The organism is Streptomyces sp. 13-12-16, assembly GCF_002114215.1.
Classification (GTDB): Bacteria; Actinomycetota; Actinomycetes; order Streptomycetales; family Streptomycetaceae; genus Streptomyces.
In genome coordinates, this window is record NZ_NCTE01001501.1 from 578 (window position 1) to 14,400 (window position 13,823).

12 protein-coding genes and 1 tRNA gene are annotated in these 13,823 nt (G+C 70.7%); 3 read left to right on the top strand and 10 right to left on the bottom strand.

The window, feature by feature from the left end; translation table 11 throughout:
• Nucleotides 1–803 precede the first annotated feature (803 nt).
• Complete coding sequence (locus B7767_RS47155) at nucleotides 804–1,925, top strand: hypothetical protein (RefSeq protein WP_179167572.1); 1,122 nt, start codon at nucleotides 804–806, stop codon at nucleotides 1,923–1,925.
• 15 nt (nucleotides 1,926–1,940) lie between these two features.
• Here the strand turns inward: B7767_RS47155 and B7767_RS47160 are convergent, their stop codons facing one another.
• The 8 genes from B7767_RS47160 to B7767_RS43695 all read right to left on the bottom strand — a co-directional run bounded on the left by B7767_RS47160 (nucleotide 1,941) and on the right by B7767_RS43695 (nucleotide 9,504).
• Nucleotides 1,941–3,236, bottom strand: coding sequence for a Yip1 family protein (locus B7767_RS47160; protein WP_179167573.1), 1,296 nt, complete (start codon nucleotides 3,234–3,236; stop codon nucleotides 1,941–1,943).
• Between the two features lie 274 nt (nucleotides 3,237–3,510).
• A tRNA-Pro gene (locus B7767_RS43665) sits at nucleotides 3,511–3,584 on the bottom strand.
• Between the two features lie 224 nt (nucleotides 3,585–3,808).
• Nucleotides 3,809–5,131, bottom strand: coding sequence for an aromatic acid/H+ symport family MFS transporter (locus tag B7767_RS43670; protein ID WP_085576605.1), 1,323 nt, complete (start codon nucleotides 5,129–5,131; stop codon nucleotides 3,809–3,811).
• 174 nt (nucleotides 5,132–5,305) lie between these two features.
• On the bottom strand, nucleotides 5,306–6,256 hold the full coding sequence (locus tag B7767_RS43675) for a catechol 2,3-dioxygenase (RefSeq protein ID WP_085576606.1): 951 nt from the start codon (nucleotides 6,254–6,256) through the stop codon (nucleotides 5,306–5,308).
• Nucleotides 6,237–7,352 (bottom strand): 4-oxalomesaconate tautomerase, encoded by a 1,116-nt coding sequence (locus B7767_RS43680; protein WP_179167574.1) that lies wholly within the window; start codon nucleotides 7,350–7,352, stop codon nucleotides 6,237–6,239. The genes B7767_RS43675 and B7767_RS43680 overlap by 20 nt, the downstream gene beginning before the upstream one ends.
• Nucleotides 7,349–8,056: a 4-carboxy-4-hydroxy-2-oxoadipate aldolase/oxaloacetate decarboxylase gene (locus B7767_RS43685; protein ID WP_085576607.1), complete on the bottom strand. Its 708-nt coding sequence runs from the start codon at nucleotides 8,054–8,056 to the stop codon at nucleotides 7,349–7,351. Before B7767_RS43685 ends, B7767_RS43680 begins: the two co-directional genes overlap by 4 nt.
• Nucleotides 8,053–8,805: a PIG-L deacetylase family protein gene (locus tag B7767_RS43690; protein ID WP_085576608.1), complete on the bottom strand. Its 753-nt coding sequence runs from the start codon at nucleotides 8,803–8,805 to the stop codon at nucleotides 8,053–8,055. Before B7767_RS43690 ends, B7767_RS43685 begins: the two co-directional genes overlap by 4 nt.
• Before the next feature lie 48 nt (nucleotides 8,806–8,853).
• Entirely contained in the window at nucleotides 8,854–9,504 is a 651-nt protein-coding gene (locus B7767_RS43695) for a GntR family transcriptional regulator (RefSeq protein ID WP_085576609.1), read from the bottom strand.
• 188 nt (nucleotides 9,505–9,692) lie between these two features.
• Between B7767_RS43695 and B7767_RS43700 the strand changes: the two genes are divergently transcribed.
• The gene (locus B7767_RS43700) at nucleotides 9,693–10,844 is read left to right on the top strand and encodes a Gfo/Idh/MocA family protein (RefSeq protein ID WP_085576610.1); all 1,152 of its coding nucleotides are present in this window, start codon (nucleotides 9,693–9,695) and stop codon (nucleotides 10,842–10,844) included.
• A gap of 117 nt (nucleotides 10,845–10,961) precedes the next feature.
• Here B7767_RS43700 and B7767_RS43705 read toward each other — a convergent pair whose 3' ends face one another.
• Nucleotides 10,962–11,537 (bottom strand): TMEM175 family protein, encoded by a 576-nt coding sequence (locus B7767_RS43705; RefSeq protein WP_085576614.1) that lies wholly within the window; start codon nucleotides 11,535–11,537, stop codon nucleotides 10,962–10,964.
• 92 nt (nucleotides 11,538–11,629) lie between these two features.
• Nucleotides 11,630–12,664 carry a LacI family DNA-binding transcriptional regulator gene (locus B7767_RS43710; protein WP_085576611.1) on the bottom strand — a complete coding sequence of 345 codons (1,035 nt, stop codon included), beginning with the start codon at nucleotides 12,662–12,664 and terminating at the stop codon, nucleotides 11,630–11,632.
• Nucleotides 12,665–12,771: 107 nt separating this feature from the next.
• Between B7767_RS43710 and B7767_RS43715 the strand changes: the two genes are divergently transcribed.
• Nucleotides 12,772–13,823, top strand: a 1,052-nt coding sequence (locus B7767_RS43715) for a phytanoyl-CoA dioxygenase family protein (protein WP_085576612.1), incomplete at its 3' end; no start/stop codon positions are given.

A 13,823-nucleotide genomic window follows, 5' to 3' on the forward strand; every position in this document is an offset into this window, starting at 1 on the left:
CGCACGGCAGTCGCGGATCCCCGTCGCACAGCCGGTGTGGCCGGTTCGCGGTGAGCGGCTCCGCCCGGGACCCGCGGTCGGTCGTGCCGTACGCGTTGCCGCCGGGTGACGGCGCACGACGGCCAGCCGCGGAGATCCGGGCCTCAGTCCGGCGCCAGAAGAGCGGCCGGGGACGACCGCGACCGAGCCCGGCGGCGAGGGGCGCACGGCGTCGACGACGCGTCGCGCGGGAGGGTCCCGGCGGACATCGGCGGCAGCGGGGCCTCACGTTGCGGGTCGTGCCGTGCGGGTGAAGAGTGGAATTATATCGGTCCTGTATCACCCGATCCACATTTCAATCTCTTCGCAGCACCGCCCGTAAAGGGCAGGACGCGCGAGGGAAACACAGCACGAGGCCAACCGCATCTGGAACCCTCATGGCCAGGACCACCCGACGACATGTATCCCGCGCTGTCAGCGCGTCCGTCGTGGCTGCGGCACTTGCGTTTCCCGTAAGTCTGACGACCGCCTCGGCGGCATCTCACACCGGCGACGGAATCGCGGTGGGAATACCCGCTCAGACGACGCCTCCTCCGCCCGATCCGACGACGGAACCCTCGCCCCCGGAGCCTCCTCCGACGGAACCGGACGCCCCTTCGGACGAGACCGAACCGTCGGAACCGAGCACCCCTCCGGACGAGACCGAACCGACGGAACCCGGCGATTCCCCGACGAGTGAGGGCGAGGAACAGGACGGAACACCGGACGAGGACCAGTCGACCGCACCCGGAGAAGAATCGGACCGGACGACGACCGAGCCCACTGTGGAACAGAAGGAGGAAATTGAAGAAGTAACCGAAGTACTGACCCAGGAAACGGAAGAGGCTCCCGAAGAGCTCACGCCGAGTGTGGCGCAGTTGACCACCGTCCTGCAGGCGGCCGAGAAACAGGAGACACCACCACAGGAGAGGGAGGGGGTCATCGGGAGCGCGAAGCAGATCGCTGCCGCACTGGAAGTGATCAATGACTCCAGGACGCCTCCCGAGGTACGGAAAGTACTGATCGTGATCGTGAAGCAGATGGTTTCCGCGCTGAATTCGGTCAGTACTGCGGAAGTTTCTCCCGAGGAGCGGTCCACGATCGTCCTGACCGTGCAGAGGTGCACCTCCGTCCTGGATCTGATCAGCGACCCTTCGACACCACGGGAGCTGAGGGACCACCTGGCCAACACCATCAAACAGCTGTACCGCGTCCTGATGTGGAGCACGGGCGCGAAGCCGGTGCCGGACAAAAGCGCGGCCCCGGGCGGGATCAGTGCCGCGCAGCAGTCCCGCCAGGACGCGGCGACGATAGGCGTCGCACTGGAGACGGCCGGCCGGTCCGAGACGTCCGACGGGGACCGGCACGGTCTCGCGGAGACCGCGGACGAAGCCAGTTCGTCACTGCAGGACAGCAGTGACCCCAGGGTGTCGGACGAGGACCGGAAAGAAGCGCGGCGGGAAGCGGAGGAGCGGCTCGCCCGGTTGAACGAGCAGATGAAGAAGGCCGCCTTCGCCCAGGGCCTGCCGGACGTGCCGCTCGGCGAGGCCGCCGAAGTCTGCACCAACGCCATCTTCAAGTCCGTCCCCGACAACGCTCTCGTCCGGGGCATCGAAGAACTGTCTCCCGCGCGATGGGAGACCGAGGGGGTGAAGGACTACTGGAAGGCCAAGGAATCCGGCTCCGACTCCCTCGACGTCCAGGCCCAGCTGCGGAACAACAAGTACGACAGCGCCCCGTTCGAAGTAGCACCGCTCGTCACCGGACTCGCCGGTGTCGTGCCGGCCGGCAGGCTGTTCGGCACCGTCGGCATTCCGGGCCTTCACTGCCTGCAGTCGGCTCGGCAGCTCGACCATCAGGGCGTGGAGGTGGAGACCTGGCTCCAGATGGTCGAGGAGGAGGCGTAGAGGGCCCCGGCCCGGTCAGCCCGTTGCCTCTCCCAGCAGCGTCGCCACGGGTACCTCGATGTCGGCGTAAGTCGTCGAAGCACCGTATCTGTCCACGTCCCTCCTCTCCTTCGCGCGGTCGACCATGCCCTTGAAGTGAAACGACGAAATGGAATACAGGGGCCTTTCCCTGGGGGACCAGACCGCCGTCACGTATCGCGGTTTGCGCGTCACGTTGACGAAATTGTTGTTGTGCCGCACCCTGCCGTGATAGTAGAGTTCTTCCCCGCATTTCCTGGGCAGGCAATAATATCGCCCCTCCCCCTTGTCCCACGAACGGTGCGCGCGCCGGAATTTGGCCACGTCCAGCTTCCCCCGGTCCTTCCTCATGTACGTGATCTGCAGGAAGACGTTCACCGTGTCGAACTCGGCGCCTACCGGTATCTGGAACACACGCTCCATGGAGTATTCCTGCCCGACATCGAGCGAGTCACCTGGACGATAGAATTGACCACTGCTTATCGTGGTGAATTCCAATTGACCGACGTAGCGTTCGGCTTCCCCCTCGTTCCCCTCGTCCAGACTCCTCCTCCACCCCTCCAGTCGGTCTCCGCCGTCGGAATATTCAGAAACTCTGCCGTACACCGCGTAGTCATCGTTGATGATGTAGACCGGAATACCTCCGGCGTTCTTCATGTAAAGCTTCAGCGGGACGTGCACGAGCGGATTCCTGTGGTCGGCCCGCGCCTCCCCGAATTCCGCCTTCAGAATGAAGTGCATGGGAGCCGCCGCGGGCTGGTACATGGTTGAATAGGCCAGACTCACGGCGGTCATGAGTGCGGTGACGACCACACCGGCCGCAAATGTCCTGGGAATCGGGATCCCCTGCCACGCCCTCTCCCGTACAAGGAGCCAGAGCGCCCACAGCGACCAGCCCAGAAGGGGCATGAAGACCAGCAGATAGGGGGTGTATTCCTTTTCGTCGAACCACACGAAGAGCAGAAGCCCTTCGGTGGCCGCCGCGATGACGACTCCCAGGAGGACGACCGCTCCGGAACTTTTGTACCGCCGTGTCCCCTCATAGTCGAGGACCGCGAGCACCGCCACACCCTGCACCACACCGGAGACAAGGATCAGGGATCCGCTTATTCGCTGCGCGAAGGTGAGAGCACCGATGGCGTCCGGCCATCCGATCACTATGTTCAGGATCACGGAAGCGAGCATTCCCGTCGTCATCAGCACGAGGACCGTGTGCCTCCGCCAAGCGCGGTCGGGCCACGTCCCGCTGTCCCCTCCGCGCCACCGCACGGACGCCGGATCCTCCAGGTCCATGTCCGCCGGATAACCGAGGCGACCGAGCATTTCCCGCAGTTGGGTCAGTGACCACGCACTGCCCACCGTCTTCCCGCCTACGACGACGCGGCGAAGACCACGGCGGTCCGGAGCCTCGACAGTCACCCACGGTCGGATTCCCATGGACTCAGGCTCACGCCCGGACCCACGCCCCGCATGCGGGACTCCCCCGTCCGGTGACCCCTACACATTTGAGGGCCTCACCCCACGAAGTGGGGTGAGGCCCTGATCCGGGCCGACAGCCCGTTGTCTGTCGGGACGACAGGATTTGAACCTGCGACCCCTTGACCCCCAGTCAAGTGCGCTACCAAGCTGCGCCACGTCCCGATGCGTTTCACGTGGTGAACCGCGTGATCACGCAGGTCAACAGTACCTCATCGGGACGGCGGGGCGGTCGGCCCCGTACGGTGGGAGCCGGGACCGGCACCCCCGGCGCGGCGGCGCGCCCGTTCGGTTCCCATGGACCGAGCGCCTCCCCTCGTCGGGCGGCGCGGGAAGAGGGGGAAGGGCGTGGGGCGTGCACGGAGCCGACGAGCCGTGTGCGGCCGGACTCAGCCGGTGGCGGCCAGTTGCCGCGGCTCGCCGTCCCGCCGCTCCGACCGCGCGGTCCGCAGCGCGGCGATCCCGATGAAGACCATCGACGCCGTGCCGGCCATGGCGAAGGCCGTGAAGCCCCAGTCGCCCTTGTCCGCGGCCAGCAACTGGCCGCCCAGCCACGGTCCGAAGACCGCGCCGAAGCGGCCCATGCCGGAGGTCCAGCCGACCGCCGTGGCCCGGTTGGCGGGGGCGGAGCCGATGGACACGGTCGCGTAGATCATCGTCTGGGCGCTGTTGAGGAACACGCCGGTGAGGAAGACGACCACGAAGGTGAGCGTCAGCGGCATGTGGACGCTGAGCAGGAACACACCGCCGGCGGTCAGCGCGAACCAGATCGCCGAGATGCGCGGGGCGCCGAAGCGGTCGGAGGCCCGCCCGGCGACCAGCATGCCCACGATGCCGCCGAGGTTGAACAGCACGACGAAGGTGAGCGCGGAGCCGAGTTCGTAGCCCTCGCTGCGCATCAGGGTGGGCAGCCAGGTGGCGACGCCGTAGACGAGGAGCAGGCCGCCGAAGGAGGCCAGCCAGTACAGCAGGGTCTGGACCCACTCGCCGCCGCGGAACAGGTTGAGCAGGTTGGCCCAGGGGGCGCCGGCGGCGGTCCGGTCCTTGGCGGCGGGCAGCTCGGCGTCGTAGCGGGCGGCCAGCGCGCGGGCCTCCTCCACTCGGCCGCGGGCGACGAGGAAGCTCAGCGACTCGGGCAGGAACCGGGCGAGCACGGGGACGAAGAGCAGGGGGACCACACAGACCCAGAAGGCGGCGCGCCAGCCGAGCGGCTCGACGATCCACAGGGCCACGTAGGCGGAGAGGATGCCGCCGGCGTGGTGGGCGGTCATCAGCAGGCCGATGGTGAGGGCGGCGCGAGCGCGCGGGGCGTAGTCGGAGACCATGCTGATCGCGGTGGGGAGCAGGCCGCCGAGGCCGAGGCCGGCCAGGGTCCGGCCGAGGCCGAAGACGGCGACGCCGCCGGAGACCGCGCAGAGGCCGGAGGCCAGCGAGAAGAGCGCGACGCAGGAGACCATCAGCTTCTTGCGGCCGATGCGGTCGGCGACCGTCCCCGCGGTCAGCGCGCCGACGAGCATGCCGAAGGTGGCGTAGCTGCCGAGGTCGCCGGCCTGGGCCGAGGTGATGCCGAGGGCCTTCTCCTCGAGCATGTGGGGCAGGACCGAGCCGTAGATGAACATGTCCAGGCCGTCGAAGAGGACGGCGAGCCAGCACAGGCCGACGACCAGCAGGGCCAGTCTGCTGCCGCGGGCGGACAGCGCGGAGGAGGACATCGTTGTTTTCCTCTCGTCCAGGAGGAGTCTCCCTGGAGGGGACGTGTGATGGGGCGACGCTAAGGACCCCGCCCATCGAGCGTCAACACTTTTGTTGACAATCTCAGCAACAATTCGGGGGGTGGGTCGCGCACCCACGGGTGCGCGACCCACCCCCCGGTGGCGCGGTCCTCGTCAGGCGGTCGGCGGTGTGCCGTGGGTGTGGAACGACGCGATGGTCTTCAGGCCCCAGGCCTGCCCCTTGGCCCGCTCCGCCTCGGTCCAGGTGACCAGCGGCCAGTCGGGCGCCAGCACCAGGCGGGTGAGCGGGTTGCACAGCTCGATGCGGTTGCCGCCCGGCTCGTAGACGTAGAGGAAGAACGTCTGCTGGATGGCGTGCTTGTGCGGGCCCGTCTCGATGAACACTCCGGTGTCGATGGCGAGGTCGGCGGCGCGCAGGATGTCCTCGCGGGTGTCGGCCGCGAAGGCGATGTGGTGCAGCCGTCCGGAGGAGCCGGTCCAGTCCTCGGTGTAGACGACGTCGTACGACTTGTCGGTGAAGGTCAGCCAACGGGCGGCGATCTTCCCGGAGTCGAGCCGGATCTGCTCGGTGGGCCGGGCGCCGAGGAGCTGTTCCTGGAACTCGGCGTTGGCGAGCACGTCGGCGGCGAGGAAGTTGACGTGGTCGAGCCGGCGGACGCCCACGCCCCGGTTGGGCCTGGCCTGCGGCTGGTTCTTCAGCGCCGGCCGCAGCTCCTCGGGTGCCCGGTAGTGCTCGCTCTCCCAGTACAGGGCGTGCTCGTGGCCGTCGGGGTCGGCGGTGAGGTAGAGCCTGCCGATGCCGGGCTCGTCCTCGACCCACTTCCCGGACCGTCCCGCCGCCTCCAGGGCCGCCACCCGGCGCTGGAGGGCCTCCTCGCTCGAGGTGCGCAGTGCGAGCCGGCCGAGGCCGGGCCGTTCGCGGGCGGTGAGGACCAGGCTGTGGTGTTCGTAGTCGTCGTAGGTGCGCAGGTAGACGGTGTCGCCGTCCCGGCCGTTGACGGTCAGGCCGAGGTAGTCGGTGAAGAAGGCGACGCTGGCGTCCAGGTCGGGCGTGAAGAGCTGGGCGTGGCCGACATGGGCGATGTCACCGAGCGGCGGAGTCATGGGTGCCTCCAGGGCGTTGTGCGGGGATCGGTGCCGTCTCGGCGGACCGGGGGAAGACGGTGCCGTCGAAGATCTTGCGCGCGGTGCGTACGACGGCGGTGCGGCGGACCACGGCGGAGCCGGGGTCGACGTGGACGTCGACCTCCAGGAAGCCGGTGGGGTGTTCGACGCGTACCCGGTCGCCGACCCCGGGCAGCCGCGCGATCCCCTCCCCCACCGCGCCCGCCACGCGCAGTCCGGCCGCCACGCTCGCGGCGCCCAGGACGCCGATGGAGGTGTGGCAGCGCACCGGGATGAAGGTGCGGGTGGTGACCGCGCCGCCGTGCCGGGGCGGGGCGAGCAGGGTCAGCTTGGGCACGGTGGCGCCCTCGACGTCCCCGAGGCCCATCAGGCGCCCGGCCGCCAGCCGGATCTCCTTGAGGCGGTCGGCGAGACCCGCGTCCTCCTCCAGCTCCTTGGGCGTCTCGTACCCGGTGACCTTCAGCGCCGCCGCCGGGACGAGCACCACCGGCATGCCGTTGTCGACGCAGGTCACCTCGGTGCCGGCGATCGTGTCGCGGACGTTGCCGGTGGGCAGCAGCGGGCCGGCGCCCTGCGGGAACCCGATGACGACCGGGGCGGCCGTGCCCGGCACCCCGGATATCCCGACGGTGCCGGTGTGGTCGACGCGCCCGCCCGGGGTCGGGAAGGTCGCGACGGCGCGTTCGCCGGTGTTGAGCATCCGGATGCGTACGGACGTCTCGTCGTCCCCGGCGGCCACCAGCCCCCGCTCGACGGCGAACGGGCCCACTCCGGCGAGGATGTTGCCGCAGTTCTGCCGGTCGGTGACCTCGGGGGTGTCCACGGCGACCTGGAGGAACAGGTAGTCGACGTCGGCGTCCGGGTCGGCCGAGCGGGAGACCACGGCGACCTTGCTGGTCAGCGGGTGGGCGCCGCCCAGGCCGTCGATCTGGCGCGGGTCGGGGCTGCCCATGATCCGCAGCAGCAGGGCGTCGCGGGCGGCGGGATCGGCGGGCAGGTCACCGGCCAGGAAGTAGCCGCCCTTGGAGGTGCCGCCGCGCATCAGCATGCAGCGCACCCCGTCGGAGCCGGTCACGGCCGCTCCCCGGCCGCGTACGCGTCGTACGACTGGTAGGTCACGCCCAGTTGCCTCAGCTTCTCGCGCAACCCGTAACGGTCGAGGCCGAGTTGGCCCTCGACGAAGGCGGCACGGGAGGCGGCCTCCTTGTTCTCCCGGGCCGCGGACGCCTCGGCCGTCCGCCTCGCCCGCTCGCGGGGGACGACCACCACGCCGTCGTCGTCGGCGACGATCACGTCACCGGGGCGGATCACCTGGCCGTCGACGGCGACCGGCACGTTGACCGAGCCGCCGGTGGCCTTCACCGTGCCCTGCGCACAGACCGCCCGGGACCAGGCGGCGAAGCCCATCTCGCGCAGTTCCTGCGTGTCGCGGATGCCCGCGTTGATGACCAGGCCGCGCACACCGCGCCGTTGCAGCGCGGTGGCGAACAGTTCGCCGAACATGCCGTCGGTGGACGGGGAGGTGGTGGTGACGACCAGGACGTCGCCCTCGCCGCACTGCTCCACGGCGGCGTGGATCATCAGGTTGTCGCCGGGCCAGGAGAGCACGGTGACCGCGGTGCCCGCGACCCGTACGCCCTGCTGGATCGGCCGTATCCCCGGTCCGAGCAGCCCGGTGCGGCCCATGGCCTCGCTGATCGTGGCCACGCCGTACCCGGCGAGCGCCTCGACGTCCTCGGGCCCGGCCTTCGGGGGGCCGGTGACGACGACGCCGCTCATGCCAGCTCCTTCGCGATCTGCGGGTACGGGCGCATGAACGCCTCGGCCATGGTCCTGTGCGGCAGGCCCAGGTTGGGGCCCGCGTTGCGCTTGAGCTGGACGCCGCGGCGGACGGCCAGGTCGGTGTAGTAGTCCCACAGGTGCCGCTGGGCGCCGAGGCACTCCATGGCCTCGCGCTTGGTCTCCCACACCTCGGTGATGTCGAGCAGGACCTCCGGCCTGAAGCCGCTCATCTCGGGCTGGTGCGGCTCGAAGTAGAAGACGGGCGGGGCGCCGATGATCTCGCCCTCGCCCGGGTAGCCGATGGCCTGGGCGAGGACGCGGGCCTGGAGTGCCATGCGGTTGGCGGCCGGGTGGTCGCCGTTGTACGGGTCCTCGACGGGGTGGGTGAGCACCACGTCGGGCTGGGTGGCCCGGTAGACCTCGACGAGCCGGTCGGTCAGTTCGGGGGTCCCGGTCAGCGGGTAGTCGCCGGCGTCGAAGAAGCGGACCTCGGCGCCGAGGACGGCGGCGGCCTTCTCGGCCTCCGCCCGGCGTATCGCCTTGATCTCCTCCAGCTTCTTCCCCTCGCGCCAGGCCTTGGCCGACTCGCCGCGCTCGCCGAAGGTCAGGCACGCGATGGTGACCTTCTCCCCGCGCGAGGCGGCCAGGGCGACGGCGCCGCCCGCCCGCCATACGAAGTCCCCCGCGTGCGCGGTGACGACGAGCGTCGAACGTGGGACGGCGGCGGGCGTGTTGGCATGCGTCATGACTGAAGATCTCCTCGGTGACAGGTGACGCCCGCCCCGGTGCGTGCGTCAGTCGCGCAGCGCCTCGATCACGCCGGCGAGGTGGGCGCGGACGGCCGCCTCGGCCGCCTGCGGGTCCCTGGCCGCGATCGTCTCGATCATGGCCAGATGCTCGTTCAGGGATTGCTGCGGACGCCCCGGTCGCAGCGCCAGCTGGAAGCGGTGCCGCACCAGTTGGGCGTTGAGCCGCTCCAGGAGTTCCACGGCCGTCGACTGGCCGGAGAACTCCCGGATCCTGGCGTGGAGTTCGTGGTTGAGCTCCGAGTAGGTGAGCGGTTCGCCGTCGGCCACGGCCTTGCGCATCGACGTGCCCAGGTCCTTGAGCTCGGTGACCTGTGCGTCGGTGACGGCGGCCGCCGCCTTCGCCGCGCAGAGACCTTCGAGGACCAGGCGGCACTCGGTGATGGCGACCGCTTCCTCCACGGTCACCACCCGCACCCGTGAACCACGGTTGCGGATCCGCTCCACCAGCCCCTGGGACTCCAGCTCTATCAACGCGGCCCGGATGCTGGCCCGGGTCACGCCGAACTGCTCGGCGAGTTCGTTCTCCACCAGCCGCTGCGCCGGCGCCATCTCGCCGTGCAGGATCGCCTCCCGCAGCTGCCCGAGCGCAAGCTGTTTGGCCTGCTCCCCGGTGCCCGGACGGGCTTGGTTCGGCATGGTTGCCCTCCCTGAGTGAGTGCCTGTCGAACGTAAATCTAGCCAAACAAGATTGTCAACAATTTTGTTCGCCGTATTGCGGGCGCCGCTCCCGGTACGCCGATTGTCCTGTCAAAAGGTTGACATGACGCCGGATCCCCGCAGAGGGTGGGCGGACAGGACACGGACCGGGCCGGAAAGAGGCTTTCATGGTGGACGCACTGGGTGTCGCCGTCGTCGGATTCGGCTGGATGGGGCGGGTGCACACCCAGGCGTACGCACGCGTGCGGCACCACTACCCTCAGCTCGCCCTCCGGCCCGAACTGGTCACGGTCGCCGAGGAGGTGCCGGGCCGGGCCGAGGAGGCCGCCGCGCAGTTCGGGTTCGCCTCGACGACCCGCGACTGGCGGGAGGTGGCCGCCGACCCCCGGGTGCGGGCCGTCAGCATCACCGCCCCGAACTTCCTGCACCGCGAGATCGGTGTCGCGATGGCCGAGGCCGGCAAGCACATCTGGATCGAGAAGCCGGTGGGCCTGGACGCGGACGACGCCCGCGCGGTCGCGGACGCGGTCGCCAGGGCCGGGGTCCAGGGGGCGGTCGGCTTCAACTACCGCAACGCGCCCGCCGTGGAGGCGGCCCGCGAGCTGATCGCCTCCGGCGGGATCGGCACGGTCACCCATGTCCGCATCCGGCTCTTCAGCGACTACGCGGCTCACCCGGAGGGCGCGCTGACCTGGCGCTACGAGCGGGAGCGCGGGGGCAGCGGGGTGCTCGGCGACCTGGCCTCGCACGGCGTGGACCTGGCCCGTTTCCTGCTCGGCGACATCGCCTCGCTGACCGCGGACACGGCGGTCTTCCTGCCCGAGCGGGCCCGGCCGGCGGGCGCCACGGCCGGTCACTCCCGCGCGGCCGGGGGCGAGCTCGGCCCGGTGGAGAACGAGGACTACGTGAGCTGTCTGCTGCGGTTCGTCTCCGGTGCGCGCGGGGTGCTGGAGGCGTGCCGGGTGTCGGTCGGCGAGCAGAACAACTACGGCTTCGAGGTGCACGGCACGCGGGGGGCGGTGTTCTGGGACTTCCGGCGGATGAACGAACTCGGTGTCAGCCGGGGGACCGGCTACCAGGACCAGCCCGTCAGCACGCTCTACGTCGGGCCGGGGCACGGGGAGTTCGGGGCGTTCCAGCCGGGGGCGGCGAACGCCATGGGGTACGACGATCTGAAGGTGATCGAGGCGTACCGGTTCCTGCGCTCCGTCGCGGAGGGGGTTCCGTACGGGGCGGGGCTCGCGGACGCGGTGCACAGTGCGGTGGCGCTGGACGCGATGGCGCGGTCGGCGGAGAGCGGGGCCCGGGTGGCGCTCTGACCCTTCCTCGCCCCCGCCACCCCTTCCCTCCCCGTCCCTGGGGGCTGCGCCCCCAGACCCCCGTGCGCGGTTCCCCGCGCCCCTGTCGGGGGCGCGGGGGCGAGGAAAGAGGAGCGGTCACTCCGCCCGGGCGTTCTCGCGACGGCCCAGCCACACCTTCACCGGTACCAGCACCAGCCACCACCACATGGCGGCGGGCCCGACGGCCAGGGCGAGCGGGACGGTCACCAGGAACACCGTCACCGTCGCGCCCAGGTCGACGGCGTAGAGCCACTCGTCCCGCACGGGTGCGGCCCCGCCGCGCAGCCAGGGGCGCCGGGCGACGAGGACGGCCAGCGCCAGGTGGACGGCACCGAGCGAGGCCACCGCCACCGAGTAGATGATCACCGAGGCGCGTTCGTCGCCGTACTCGGAGACCAGCGCGGTCGGGAACGGCAGCAGGGCCGCGAGGCCCAGACCGAGCACGGTCAGCGAGATCACCTGTCCGTCCACCTGCCGGACCGTGCGGAAGACCGCCCGGTGGTCGCGCCAGAAGCCGCCCAGCACCGCCAGGCTGATCCCGTAGGCGCCCAGGTTGGGCACCGTGTCGCTCAGGGCCTGGCGGAACTCCTCGGAGTCCAGTCCTTGCGGCACGGAGATGTCCAGGACCAGCAGGGTGATGGCGATGGCGAACACGCCGTCGGCGAGCGCGATCAGCCGCTCGGGCCCGCCTTCCGGGGTCGGTTTCCTCATGCGCACGACGGTAGGCAGGACCGGCCCGGGGTGCGGGGTTACACGCCCGGCCGTCACCCCGCCGACGTCGGGGGCGGCATGTTGTAGGGGGTCACCACCTGGACGGCGGAGGGGAGGGTGGGTCCCGCGGGCGGCAGGGCGCCGTGGGCCCGCATCACCAGGTGGCAGGCCTCGCGCAGGTCGTGCCGCAGGTCGTGGTGGAGCACTGCGGACAGCCGGTGCTCGCGCAGCAGCCGGGTGTTGTCGTGGTCGAGGTCGTGCGCGACGAACACCGCGCACTCGCGTCCGGCGTCCTCGAAGGCGCGCAGGGTGGCGATGTTGCCGCCGCCGATCGAGTAGACCGCGCGGATCTCCGGGTCGCGTTCCAGGGCGGCCCGGACCAGGTCGTACTGGGTGGCGTCCAGGCCCTGCCCCTCGGCGATCTCGACGAGGCTGCGCCCGGGGTGCCGGACGCGCATGGTGGCGCGGAAGCCCATCTCGCGCTCCTCCTCGTTGCGGAAGGAGCCGCTGGAGAGACTGGTGAGCACATTGCCGGGGCGGTCGCCCAGCCACTGCCCCATGAGGTAGGCGGCGGTCGCGCCCGCCGCCCGGTTGTCGCTGCCGACGTGACCGATCCGGGCGCTCGCCGGCAGATCCGTCACCAGGGTCACCACGGGGACCCCGGCCGCCACGAGCCGGCCGACGGCCGCGGTGACCTCGGGGACGTCGGGCGCCTTGAGCAGCACGCCCTGGGAGCCGCGCCGGCCGATCCGGTCGAGGAGCGCGACCAGTTCCCCCGCCGGGCCCGTCTCCCGGAAGTGGAAGCGGGAGCGGACCACCGCCGGGTGCAGGGAGGGCAGTTCGGCCTCCAGGGCGGCCCGTACGGCGGTGGAGAACCGCTCCGGCGACTGCATCACGATGTCCACCATGAACGTCCGGCCGACCAGCCGGACCTGGGTGCGCTGCCGGTCCAGGTCGGCGATCGCCCGGTGCACCTCCCGCGCGGTGCTCTCCCGCACTCCGCCCCGGCCGTTGAGGACCCGGTCCACCGTGGCCTCGCTCAACCCGGCCTGACGTGCGATTTCCCGGATCGGGAAGGGATGGCCCACATCCGCTCCTGAGGGGTTTTTGATGGCTCGCTGCTGGTTGTTCGAAGGGTTTGTACTGACAAGAATGACATCAGCCGCGTCGCTCCGTGACCCGAAGGGACGACCCCATGTCAGCCTCCACCCACCAGCGGACGCCCGCGCCGGCCGCCTGGCTGTCCGAGCGGGACTGCGACCTGGACGCCTTCCGCGCCCTGGTCGAGCAGCCGACCGGCCTCGACGCCTACCCGCACGCCGCCGGTGTCGAGCGGAACGTGCTGCTGTACGACGCCGACCGGCTCGCCCTCGCCGACCGCCGTGCCGTACAGGCCGAACTGGTGCGCGCGTTCGCGGACGGCCCCGGCATCGTGGTGATCCGCGGTGCCTTCGCCGACCCGGCGGTGGTGGACCGGACCACCGCCGTGTTCGACGCCCTGATCGCCGGGCAGCGCGCCTCGGGCGCCGGTGCCGGCGACCACTTCGCCAGGCCGGGCGCCAACGACCGGGTGTGGAACGCCCTGGAGAAGGCGGCCCTGTACGACCCGGAGGCGTTCGCCGACTACTACGCCAACGACGTGATCGCGCTGGTCTCCTCGGCCTGGCTCGGCCCCGGTTACCAGATCACCTCCCAGGTCAACGTGGTCAATCCGGGCGGCGCGGCGCAGACCGTGCACCGCGACTACCACCTCGGGTTCCTCTCGAACGAGGCCGCCTCCGCCCATCCGGCGCACGTGCACCGCCTCTCCCCCGTGCTCACCCTCCAGGGCGCGGTGGCGCACTGCGACATGCCCGTCGAGTCCGGGCCCACGCTGTACCTGCCGCACTCGCAGAAGTACGAGCCGGGCTACCTCGCCTGGCGGCTCCCGGAGTTCCGGGCGTACTTCGAGGAGCACCACGTGCAGCTGCCGCTCGCCAAGGGCGACGCGGTGTTCTTCAACCCGGCACTGTTCCACGCCGCCGGCTCCAACCGCTCGGCGGACATCCGGCGCATGGCCAACCTGCTCCAGGTGTCGTCGGCGTTCGGCCGGGCGATGGAGACGGTGGACCGCGAGGCCGTGGCGGGCGCCGTGTACCCGGTGCTCCTCAAGCGGCAGGGCGAGGGCGCCGGCGAGCGGTGGCTGGAGAACGTGATCGCGGCGAGCGCCGAGGGGTACCCCTTCCCCACCAACCTCGACCGCGACCC

Excerpts from the sequence above, each read along its gene's own strand:
- B7767_RS47160 (WP_179167573.1), bottom strand. The coding sequence starts at position 3,236 with ATGGACCTGGAGGATCCGGCGTCCGTGCGGTGGCGCGGAGGGGACAGC.
- B7767_RS43670 (WP_085576605.1), bottom strand. The coding sequence starts at position 5,131 with ATGTCCTCCTCCGCGCTGTCCGCCCGCGGCAGCAGACTGGCCCTGCTG.
- B7767_RS43675 (WP_085576606.1), bottom strand. The coding sequence starts at position 6,256 with ATGACTCCGCCGCTCGGTGACATCGCCCATGTCGGCCACGCCCAGCTC.
- B7767_RS43685 (WP_085576607.1), bottom strand. The coding sequence starts at position 8,056 with ATGAGCGGCGTCGTCGTCACCGGCCCCCCGAAGGCCGGGCCCGAGGAC.
- B7767_RS43690 (WP_085576608.1), bottom strand. The coding sequence starts at position 8,805 with ATGACGCATGCCAACACGCCCGCCGCCGTCCCACGTTCGACGCTCGTC.
- B7767_RS43695 (WP_085576609.1), bottom strand. The coding sequence starts at position 9,504 with ATGCCGAACCAAGCCCGTCCGGGCACCGGGGAGCAGGCCAAACAGCTT.
- B7767_RS43700 (WP_085576610.1), top strand. The coding sequence starts at position 9,693 with ATGGTGGACGCACTGGGTGTCGCCGTCGTCGGATTCGGCTGGATGGGG.